8 protein-coding genes are annotated in these 10,184 nt (G+C 41.7%); all 8 read left to right on the top strand.

All coding sequences use genetic code 11. The features are described from left to right. Nucleotides 1–211: 211 nt before the first annotated feature. Nucleotides 212–724, top strand: a complete 513-nt coding sequence (locus tag DXD04_RS04680; protein WP_117748309.1) for an RNA polymerase sigma-70 factor — start codon at nt 212–214, stop codon at nt 722–724. A gap of 64 nt (nt 725–788) precedes the next feature. After that, the gene (locus DXD04_RS04675; protein WP_117671296.1) at nt 789–1,607 is read left to right on the top strand and encodes a FecR family protein; all 819 of its coding nucleotides are present in this window, start codon (nt 789–791) and stop codon (nt 1,605–1,607) included. Continuing rightward, nucleotides 1,604–4,177 carry a carboxypeptidase-like regulatory domain-containing protein gene (locus DXD04_RS04670; protein WP_117671294.1) on the top strand — a complete coding sequence of 858 codons (2,574 nt, stop codon included), beginning with the start codon at nt 1,604–1,606 and terminating at the stop codon, nt 4,175–4,177. The genes DXD04_RS04675 and DXD04_RS04670 overlap by 4 nt, the downstream gene beginning before the upstream one ends. A gap of 6 nt (nt 4,178–4,183) precedes the next feature. Then, a complete protein-coding gene (locus DXD04_RS04665) occupies nt 4,184–5,149 on the top strand; it encodes a DUF4249 domain-containing protein (RefSeq protein WP_117671292.1) in 966 nt (321 codons plus the stop codon). Between the two features lie 34 nt (nt 5,150–5,183). Next, the gene (locus tag DXD04_RS04660) at nt 5,184–5,819 is read left to right on the top strand and encodes a porin family protein (protein WP_117671290.1); all 636 of its coding nucleotides are present in this window, start codon (nt 5,184–5,186) and stop codon (nt 5,817–5,819) included. A 53-nt stretch (nt 5,820–5,872) separates the two neighbouring features. Then, a complete protein-coding gene (locus DXD04_RS04655) occupies nt 5,873–6,643 on the top strand; it encodes a hypothetical protein (protein WP_117671288.1) in 771 nt (256 codons plus the stop codon). A gap of 124 nt (nt 6,644–6,767) precedes the next feature. Next, on the top strand, nt 6,768–7,862 hold the full coding sequence (locus tag DXD04_RS04650; protein WP_117671286.1) for a TlpA disulfide reductase family protein: 1,095 nt from the start codon (nt 6,768–6,770) through the stop codon (nt 7,860–7,862). Between the two features lie 19 nt (nt 7,863–7,881). Then, nucleotides 7,882–10,158: an outer membrane beta-barrel family protein gene (locus tag DXD04_RS04645; RefSeq protein WP_117671284.1), complete on the top strand. Its 2,277-nt coding sequence runs from the start codon at nt 7,882–7,884 to the stop codon at nt 10,156–10,158. Nucleotides 10,159–10,184: the final 26 nt, after the last annotated feature.

The following is a 10,184-nucleotide window of genomic DNA, read 5'->3' as shown; positions in this document are numbered from 1 at the left end:
GTACGCTGTTTGACAACATTTTAATTGATATACATAAGTTTAAATCACTTCATAGTATTCACTATAAACTCTAGTAGAATCTGTGATATTTAAAGAATGTATAAAGTAAATCTGTTGTGTTTAAATATAATAAAAAACAAGTCCGCTCATAGTGGTAAATCTGATATTCTGAGTTTTCTTAAAAATGCGAATCTATCAATCACACTTGTACATGGACATCAATACAAAAATATTCAGAGATAATTTCCTTCAATATTACCGTCCGCTCTGTCTGTTTGCACTTCATTATCTGAAAGATATAGATGATGCGGAAGATACGGTGCAGGACTGTTTTATGGAATTGTGGAAACGGAAAGAGAAAGGATTTGAAGTGAGTGGTCTTAAATCTTATCTGTACTCTATGGTGAGAAACCGCTGTATAGACATCTTGAAGAAGGATTCACTTATTGATGGCAATGTGCAGCCATCAGACCTTGAGGAAATCCTGTCGGACGAAGAGTGTGAAGAATGGTCTTATGAGGAGGCTCGTATCTGGACTGCTATAGAGGCCTTACCAGAAAAATGCAAGGAGGTGTTCTTGCTGGCTAAGAGGGATGGTATGAAATATGAAGAAATAGCCGTAAGGCTGCATATCTCTGTCAATACAGTAAAAAACCAGGTGAGCAAAGCACTTAAAACGTTGAAGGAAGGTGTGAGAAAGGTGTACCTGTTCTTTTTCGGATAATTTTTTGGTTTCGGCATAGTAGTTTTTATGGTTCATTCAGTCTTAGCTAAAAATACATTCAGTCATGAAAGATAAAGAAGAAAGAAAACTCCAGTTTGTCCTTCGGTATTACGAAGATGGGAAACTGGATACAAGAAAGGCCTTGAAGAAAATAACAGGGATAGCGCATCAAAATAAAGTAAGCGGATTTTGGGCTTGTTTTTCAGGAATCGCTGCGGCTATCCTTATCTGTGTGGTGAGCTATACCTTGTTAAGCCGGAAGGAGCATCATACCGTATTAATTACGGCAGATGCGATGGTGACAAGATATTTCCTGCCAGACAGCACGCTAGCTATACTTTCCAAAGGGGCGACTTTGGAATATGATGCCGATAAATATGGACAAGCTAACCGTGAAGTAAATATGTCGGGAAAAATCTATTTTAGTGTCCGAAGAAATGCGCTGTCTCCTTTTATTGCCACCACTGAATACGCTCAGGTGAAAGTACTTGGAACCGAGTTTGAAGTGGATGAATATAGAAAGGATACTGCTACTCGCGTGTATGTAAAGTCCGGTAAAGTTGTGTTTAAAGGAAGGTATGGAAAAAATGGAATTGTCTTTACAAAAGACATGTGTGGCATGCTGACACATGGCGATGAAATGCCTGTAGCGGTGCATGCTGTTTCTCCAAATCCTTCGGCTTGGGCTATAGGAAAATTCATTTACAGGAATACACCTATTGATGAGGTGCTGAAAGAGCTTTCTTTCTATTATGGCACACAACTGTATGCGTCGGAACATGAAAGGACAATTACCGGTGAATTCAAGACGGACGACTTAGGCGAAATCATCGCATTGATTGAAAAGACACTGGATATAAGAATAATACAGAAAGAGCGATGAAAAGAATCATATCCTTATTGTTTTTAGCTTTCTTGGTGGATGCTTCTTCCCTATATGCGCAGCATCGGGTTACCCTGGAAGACATGATGGGGCAGGTGAAACAGGTGTACCCTGTCAGCTTTGTGTATGATGCGTCTATCAGGCTTGATATTCCGTATACTGGCAAGAAACTTGGTATGGTCAGTCTGGAAAGTACCCTTGAAACCCTATTTCATCATACGAATATCAAGTGGGAAATAGATGGCAGTCATGTCATCCTTAAAAAGCTGTTGACTTATACGTTAAGCGGATACGTCTATCAGGACAATGGAGAAACTGTGGTAAATGCAACCGTATGGGACATGACTTCGAATGTGGGTACGCTGACTAACGAGCACGGGTTTTATAGCCTTACGTTAAGTGAGGGAAGGCATAAAATCCGGTTTTCGCACATTGGCAGTGGAGAGCATCTGGAAAATGTTACGTTAGGCGGAAACAAATCAAAGAATATAACTCTGAAATCTGATTACCAGTTAAATGAAGTGGTGGTGACGGCTGATTTGAACTCGCCTCTTCATACCACTCAGACTGGAAAAGTCTCGCTTACAGCGAAGGACTTTGTAAATGGAAACAACTTTATGAGCTCGCCCGATGTGGTAAAGAAACTTCAAGGCTTGTCGGGAGTGGCCGGCGGGACGGAGCTTATCTCCGGGTTGTACGTACATGGTGGAAACAATGATGATAATTTGTTTCTTCTGGATGGTACTTCCTTGTATCAGGTGAATCATGCCGGAGGGTTGTTTTCAGCATTCAATACAGACATTATCAAGAATATAGATTTTTATAAAAGTGGTTTTCCTGCCCGTTATGGCGGACGGCTCTCTTCGGTGGTTGATGTGCGTACGAATGACGGCGACATGAAGGAATATCATGGCAGTTTTACGCTTGGACTTTTAGAGGGCAGGATACAGTTTGAAGGACCGATAGTGAAGGACCATACGTCGTTCAATGTCGCCATGCGCCGCACGTGGATGGACTTGCTTACCGCCCCGGCTATTGCCATTATGAATACCAGTCGCCGGAACAAGCAAAATGTGAGATATGCTTTTCATGACATCAATGCGAAAGTGACTCATGTATTCTCCGAAAAGAGTCGTGCGGATATCAGCCTTTATTCAGGGAATGACCTTTTTAAGTTCAGACATAAAGAATATCTGTTTGACCCAGAACCTACCAATATAGACAAGTTCAATCTGCAATGGGGTAATTTTACCGCATCTGCCAATTGGAAATACATTTTCTCGCACAACATGTTCGTCAATATTACAGGAGTTTATACTCATAATCGTTCCAGGTTCGATTATTTGAGTGAAGAACGCTTGGGATATATCGAAGGAACGAAGGGTGGAATTGTAAAAGAGCAGAACAATCATTCCACCATCAATGACTTCGGTTATCGGATGGAGTTTGATTATCGTCCAAACTCCTGGAATCACATCCGTTTTGGCTCCAATTATATACGCCATTTGTTTGTGCCCCAGAATTATTATTCGAAGTATGACAGTACATCGCAAGATGAGTTGATCGAGAAAGTGGATAGCCGGTACAAGAGCAATGAGTTTACGCTTTATGCAGAGGACGAGATGACGTTATGTAAAGGTGTGAAACTGAATGGAGGGCTGCATTACACGTTGTTTGGTATATCGGGTACGAAATATCATTCGATAGAACCACGTGCGGCAATCAATTTCAGGTTGTGTGATAAAGCCAGCCTGAAAGTCTCGTACACCGAAATGAGTCAGTTCATGCATCAGCTTTCGGCCACCTACTTGAATTTGCCGACTGACTATTGGGTGCCTTCCACAGCACGCATCACTCCCATGAAAGCACGTCAATACGCAGCGGGGGTATATACCCGATTGCCGTATAACATCCGGTGGAGTGTGGAAGGGTTTTATAAAACCATGGACAACCTGATAGAATATGATGGCAATAGTGGCATGCTTAATCCGATGGCAGACCGATGGGAGGAAGAGGTACGTACAGGGAAAGGAAAAGCTTACGGGATGGAAACTGACATCCGTTACAGTAACGGAAAGACTTCGGTCGATGCTTCCTATACACTTTCGTGGAGCAAGAGGTTTTTCCCTGACTTCCATTCTTCATGGTATCCGGATAAGTTTGACAACCGGCACCGGTTTTCTGTCAATATCGGGCATAAGTTTAATGAAAGAATTGACGTATACGTCTCATGGAATTATCATAGTGGGAATCGCATGACCATTCCGACACAGCAGGTAGATGCTCCCGTTATTCCGGGAGTAGAGAAGGCAAATGAAGGGATGATGATTTATGAGATGCCCAACAATGTTTCCCTTCCGGCCTATCATAGACTGGATTTGGGGATTAATTTCCGCAAAACCACGAAAAGAGGTTTCGAACGTATCTGGAATATCAGTTTGTATAATGCGTATTGCCGGATGAATCCGCTCTATGCTACTGTCCGGCAAAATCCGGACGGTACGTTTGTGGGAAAAGCTCATGGAGTGTTTCCTATCATACCCTCTTTCAGTTATACACTTAAATTTTAAATCCGTATGATATATCGACTTTTATTTATAGCCTTATTAATTTCTGTGCTACCATCTTGTACGCATGAGTTCAGTCTGAATGAGGTGGATGCCGAGCGCAAAATCGTTCTTTTCTGTATGCCTTCTACATTAGGCGATACGACACTGATACAGGTGGCACGAAGCAGGGTGATTCATAATCAGGGAACAAACACAGACAGCAAGCCTTTCCTTGTATTTAGGTTGAACGGAGAAGAGAAAGAGATTCACTACCCGGAAGTTTCTACCGGTTTGCTTCCGGCTCAGTCGTATTATGTAGTGGGAAAACTAAAAGAAGACGACCTGATTAGTATGGAAGTGGCTTATCCTGATCTGCCAGTTGCCAAGTCGCAAACGGTGATACCGCAGGCGTTTCCACTGGATAAGTCGGAAGTTGTATTGACGGATGGGGAATACGGCAGGAAAATACAGTTCCGTATTGCTTTTACAGACTCTGCCGGAGCAGAGGATTATTATGGAATGAGAGTCATAAAAAAGACCAGCAAAGCGTTTTTACAACCTGAAAACTCAGATTCGGATACCATAAAATATACTTCTGTAGACCTTAACCTGGATAACGAACCTTTATTTTCGGAAAAGACAGGATTTGATGACATTTTCGATATATCGAAAGAATATTACCGTAATCTGTATATCTGGGATGACAGCAAGATAAACGGGAAAAATTATACGTTGAAGGTAGATACCTATTATGATGCCGGGTATGAAAATGAAGAACGGAAAGAAACTATCGAGTTTAAAATCTATTTGTACAAATTGTCGAAAGAAATGTACACTTACCTGAAGTCGCTCAATCGTATAAATAATAATGACTTGGGAGGATACGGGCTTGCTCCCATCCGTAGCCACTATACCAATGTGGAAAACGGAATCGGTCTTTTAGGAGGATGTAATGTGTATGAAAGTGAATGGATAAGCAATCCGAAAGAGTGAGAAGAATTTTATTTACAAACTAAAATATAGACTTATGAAGAAAAAAATTTTATTTACGCTGGTAATGACGGTATCATTATTGTGTGTAGGTGTACAAGCGCAAGAGTTCAGATATGGACTTTCAGGAGGGTATAACTATAATTCCACGAAAGAAAGTATTTCCAGATCTGGTTTTCATGCCGGATTGAAAGGGGAATATGCCTTCCGTGAGGCTGCAAAAGGGCTGTATGCAGATATGGGACTGATGATTTCCTCATACGGTTGGAAAAGTGTTCCTTATTATGTAATGAATGAGAGAACCTACGAATATGAAAGTACGCCTTATTATCTTCATCTTCCTATCCATTTAGGCTATAAGTTGAAAGTCGGGAGAAATGTCAGTTTGTTTTTGGATGCCGGACCTTATTTCAATGTCGGTTTGTTTGGTCAAATGAAGCAAATTGCCAGTCTTCCGGGAGAACCGGATATTGTCACAGTGTCCTCACATAATATGTTTAAGGAGGGAGTGATGCCGCGCTTTGACTGGGGAGTAGGCTTTCGTGCCGGGGTAGAGATAGCCCGCCATGTACAGATTGCCATCGGATACGACTGGGGCATGACCAAAACTTATCAGCATAATCCCGATACCAAGTTCCGGACTTTTGTAGCTTCATTAACGTATTATTTTTAGTCAGAATGAAAAATAAACTAACTTTGAGGTGATTGCTTTTTAATCTTTAAGTTATGAAATCGGTAGTGGTTTTTCTTATGGCTTTGGGACTATCCTGTATGCAGATTTTTGGACAAGAAAGTATCAAAAAAGATACGATAAAGCTTGGTGCAGGGTTGAAAAAAGATGTGGGTGGGAAATTCTTGTCGATTAACCCATCCACGGATAGAGTGAAGATAAAAGACCATGAAGTAAATCAAGAAATACAATCTGATTCACCCGTAGATTTTGATTTTAGGCAGGAAAGGCCTTTTTATATTCCAACCTATTATGTGAATCCTTCTCCCATGTTTATGGGTGACTATAATGCATTCGGGCAGTTTTCTCCCTATTTTTATGGCAGGGGAATGCAGACTACCATTCCAGGCATCGGTCGGGTGAACCAGATGATGTTTATATACCAAAGGGAAATCAATGATTTCTTGGATATATATGTAGGAGTGAATGCGGCAAAATATACTTTCCCCTATAGTGTCGATCAGTCGTTTGGTGTGTCAGGAGGCATGACACTTCATCCGGCAGATGATTTTCATCTTACGGTGTTTGGTGCTTATAGTCCGGATAACAGGTATAATCTCAACCGTACGTATTATGGAGCCACCGTTGGTTACGATTTTACAAACCGTTTTGGAGTGGAGGTTGGTGTACAAAGGTATTATGATGTGCGACAAGGATGGAAGACTGCACCGATGGTCGTTCCATCCTATAAGTTTCGTAAGTTTAAACTAGGCATAGATGTGGGAGGCCTGTTTTATGAAGCAGTGAGAAGTGCAATTGAACGATAAGTGTCTTTTTATTCTTAATTAAACAATTATGGATTGCTGAAAGGATAATTTATGAGAAGAGTGGGGTGAAGTTTGGTGTATAATATCTACTTTTGAGGACTATTCTTAAAAATAATATCTTATAATGAAGTCTGTCAATCTATATGGAGTTGTCATAGGTACCATCATCATGGCAAGTTGTGTGAATCACAAGATGGTAAATATTGAAGGCGTATGTAGCAACTGCATGGATGGGACGCCAATAGAATTGTATTATCTTCAGAATGATTCGGTGATTAATGTCGCTAGTGATACTTTGCTCCATGGAAAATTTAATTTCAGCATTGAACCTAATTTTGAAGTGGCATATTATCTTTCAGTAAATGACACGTTGAATCCATTAAAAGGAATGTTCTTTGCCGAAAAGGGAACGGTAAAGATAGCATTTGATTCGGTATATCATGTAACAGGAACACCTATGAACGACTTGTACAATACTTACCTTACAGAAACACGCAGAATAGAAAAATTAGGAGAGATGGAATATCGCAGAAGCATAGAAGGAAAAGATAATCCGGATACTTCGGTGTATGATTCTTTGGCTCAGGTCTACACAGAGTATAAAGTGAAGTTTCAGCTTGATAATATACACAATATTGTAGGCAAGACCACATTTATCAATGAAATAGGTTCTGTGTATGACCCTCATTTCCTGGAAACCTATCCCACTTTGCCGGAAGAAGTGAAAGCTGACAAGAAAGTGCAATGGTATTATGAACTTCGCCTGGATATGGACAGAAAACAGAAAGAGTTAGATGCCAGGATTGGTAAAAAGATAAGGGATATGGAATTTCCGGATGCCAATGGGATAACAAGAAGGCTTTCTTCGTTTATTCCTAAAAATGGGTATCTGTATATTGATTTATGGTCTTCTGCCTGTGCTCCCTGTATTGCGGAATTTCCCGAACTGGAAAAAACTTACAGCCAGTATAAGGAGAAAGGATTGGATATACTTTTGATTTCGATAGACAAGAGTATGGATGATTTTCAGGCGGCCATGAAGAAATATCAAATCAAGTTTACTTCTTTGATTGATACAACTGAAGGAGAAAAGGTAAAAGAGAATTTTCCTTTCTCAGGTATACCGCATGGTATTCTGATTAATAGCAATGGCGAGATTGTGGCAAACCAGCTTCACAATATGCTGTTGAAACAAAGATTAGAGGAACTGATAAGATAGACGTCTTAAATGCCTATAAATGAAATGTAAAAAAATTATAGCAGGTCTCTTCATATATGTAGGTTTTGCATCATCTGTATTCAGTCAGACAACCGGAAAGATAGTAGATGCCAATCAGCATCCAGTAGAAGGTGCTACCATCGTCATGCAGCTACCGGATTCAACCTATTTAGGTGCAACCATATCTGCAGCCGACGGTACATTTACGCTTGAACCGGAACCGGAGAATTATCAGCTTATCATTCAGCATTTGCTTTATAAGACCAGGCAGGTGAAGGGTCAGGCACGTGATGCCGGTGTCATTACTTTGGAATCGAAGGACTACAATCTGGAGGAAGTGGTAATCGAGGGAGAACGCCCGTTTGTAACCGTGGAACAGGGAAAACTGAATTATGACATTTCGGCCATCTCAGAAAAGCATATTGTAAACAATGCTTACGAGGCTATCTGTAAGTTGCCGGGTGTGCAGGACAGGAACGGTAAACTCTCGCTGGTGGGAGCAAAGGACGTAACGGTTATCCTGAACGGAAAAGCAAGTACACTGACACAGGAACAGCTGATTGAGATGCTGAAGAATACTTCCGCTTCGCAGGTACAGACAGCCGAAGTGATGTATAATACACCGCCCGAATATCATGTGCGCGGGGCTGCCATCAATATTGTGACTGCTAAGGCAGACGACAATACCATTCAGAGTGAACTGTCGACCAGCTACAGCAACCAGTATTTCAGCAGTTACAGCGGCAATGTAAACTTCCTGATGACGAAGGGAAAGTCATCGCTGAATGTCTCTTACAATCCGGGTTATTCGCATATAATGACGGTGATGGACCTGGCATCCCAACATACATATGACGGAAAAGTATATGACATCACGCAGACACAGAAAATCAATACAAAGGGCTGGAAGCATAATATCTATGCTGAGTACGGCTATCAGATAAACGAGGATAATGAGTTGAGCGTGGGTTACAACGGTGCCCTTTCTGATAATGGTAAAGGTACGATTGATGTAAACGGGAACTTCCAGAACAGCCACAATGACAAGTTGCAGGACAGCCGTCTGCACAATGTCTTTGCCCGCTATTCTTCCGGATTCGGACTTGACCTTGGGGTGGATTATACGGACTATACCATGAATGACAAGAATCGTCTGGAAAGTAAACTGACAGACAATACCCGTCAGTTGCTTGATTATACTTCGGACCAGAAAATCCGCAAGTTCTCTGTATATGCCGACCAGAGCCACGCTCTCGCCAATGACTGGACTTTGAAATACGGTGTCCGTTATGATTATACGGACAATAAGAACGCCCAGTTCTTCAATCAGACTGAAGGAAAGGATGATGTGGGCAATTCTTCCTCACGTCTTTATGAGCAGATTACCAACTTTTATGGAGGCTTCGACAAAGAGTTTGAAAACGGTCTGTCTCTTTCTCTCTCGGCAACCGGTGAGTATTATTCCATCGGAAATTATCATAAATGGGCGGTCTATCCGCAGGCCAGTCTGACCTATTCGCCGTCGGAGAAACATACGTTTATGTTGGGGGTATCATCGGAAAAAGATTACCCTACCTATTGGGATATGCAGACCAGTACCACTTATATGAACGCTTATGAAGAGCTCCAGACTATTGAGGGACTGCGGCCTGCTAATGTGTATAGTGTAAATGCCAATTATCTCTTCCTGCAGAAGTACATGTTGTCGTTGTTCTACGAGCGTACCAATGATTATTTCACGATGGATATGTATCAGGCAAAAGACCGTCTGGCGCTTGTGTATCGCACGCAGAACTGGGACTATTACCAGTCCTTCGGTATGAGCGCCAACGTTCCGTTCAATATCGGTGAGTGGTTGTCTTCTCAGGTGAATGCGACGGTGGTCAATGACCGTAACCGTTGCGATAACTTTTGGGATATTCCTTTCGACCGTAAGAAATGGGCCTGTATGCTTGCTATGCAGAATCATTTTTCGGTAGGTTCCAACCTCGGATTTGATCTGGATGCGATGTACCGTTCAAGCATGATTTCCGGTATCAGCGATACGAAACCGGTCTTTACGGTCAATGTAGGAGCGCAGTGGAACTTCCTGAAGGATAAGGCCAGTCTGAGCCTGAACTGTGCTGACTTGTTTGATACCATGCGTATGAAGGTGAGAAACCGCTATGCAGGACAGCACATCGACTTGAATATGGGGCAGTACAGCCGTACCGTTTCAGTGAAATTTGTCTACCGTTTTGGTGGCAGCATCAGTAAGGAGAAGAAAGAGGTGGATTCTTCACGTTTCGGAAGATAATACACAAACATGATGGAATATTTAGC

The sequence above is a fragment of the Phocaeicola plebeius genome (assembly GCF_003437535.1).
GTDB classification, from domain to species: Bacteria; Bacteroidota; Bacteroidia; order Bacteroidales; family Bacteroidaceae; genus Phocaeicola; species Phocaeicola plebeius_A.
The sequence above is the reverse complement of the archived record's forward strand: the minus strand, read 5'-3'. Positions and strand labels throughout refer to the sequence as shown.

Bases quoted from the DNA above. Each gene is read 5' to 3' on its own strand.
- DXD04_RS04660 (WP_117671290.1), top strand. From the start codon at position 5,184: ATGAAGAAAAAAATTTTATTTACGCTGGTAATGACGGTATCATTATTG.
- DXD04_RS04675 (WP_117671296.1), top strand. From the start codon at position 789: ATGAAAGATAAAGAAGAAAGAAAACTCCAGTTTGTCCTTCGGTATTAC.
- DXD04_RS04655 (WP_117671288.1), top strand. From the start codon at position 5,873: ATGAAATCGGTAGTGGTTTTTCTTATGGCTTTGGGACTATCCTGTATG.
- DXD04_RS04665 (WP_117671292.1), top strand. From the start codon at position 4,184: ATGATATATCGACTTTTATTTATAGCCTTATTAATTTCTGTGCTACCA.
- DXD04_RS04680 (WP_117748309.1), top strand. From the start codon at position 212: ATGGACATCAATACAAAAATATTCAGAGATAATTTCCTTCAATATTAC.
- DXD04_RS04645 (WP_117671284.1), top strand. From the start codon at position 7,882: ATGAAATGTAAAAAAATTATAGCAGGTCTCTTCATATATGTAGGTTTT.
- DXD04_RS04670 (WP_117671294.1), top strand. From the start codon at position 1,604: ATGAAAAGAATCATATCCTTATTGTTTTTAGCTTTCTTGGTGGATGCT.
- DXD04_RS04650 (WP_117671286.1), top strand. From the start codon at position 6,768: ATGAAGTCTGTCAATCTATATGGAGTTGTCATAGGTACCATCATCATG.